This is a genomic window from Candidatus Symbiothrix dinenymphae (assembly GCF_001431085.1).
Genome location: NZ_BBRU01000462.1, coordinates 1 through 411, shown reverse-complemented (window position 1 = coordinate 411; position 411 = coordinate 1). Strand labels below are relative to the sequence as shown.

Sequence of the window (411 nt, the reverse complement as noted above, 5' to 3'; positions counted from 1 at the left end):
CCGCGAAGCCGCCCAAAACCCCCGCACCTGCAAGTACTACACCCGCCTGAACAACGCCGACCCCATCGCCTCCAAACGCACAGCAACGCTAATCGTGGACAACCGCGTGCTACTGCGCGGCACCGAAATCATCCTCGAAATAACCGAAAAGCAAGTGAAAGTTCAACTCGTGAGCGGCGAGAGCGAACTCAATTACTTCATCGGCGGCAACAGGAAACTCAATGAGTTGGATTTGGATATTGTGCATGCTATTGATATTTCCGGAACTAAATTTCATTTTGCACCTTTTTATTCAAAAACCCATGAAAAGGTCATAAATTCGGCAATTGTTAATTTTTATGGCGATGACATAAACTCCAATTATCCACCTAATGGGATAGTAAAAAAAAATGAAATAGCACAACCCTATTT

The 411-nt window shown here is 44.8% G+C and carries 1 pseudogene; it reads left to right on the top strand.

Going from position 1 to position 411, the window contains the following annotated elements:
- A pseudogene (locus ASC50_RS05080) lies at nt 1–411 on the top strand (hypothetical protein); the annotation flags it as partial.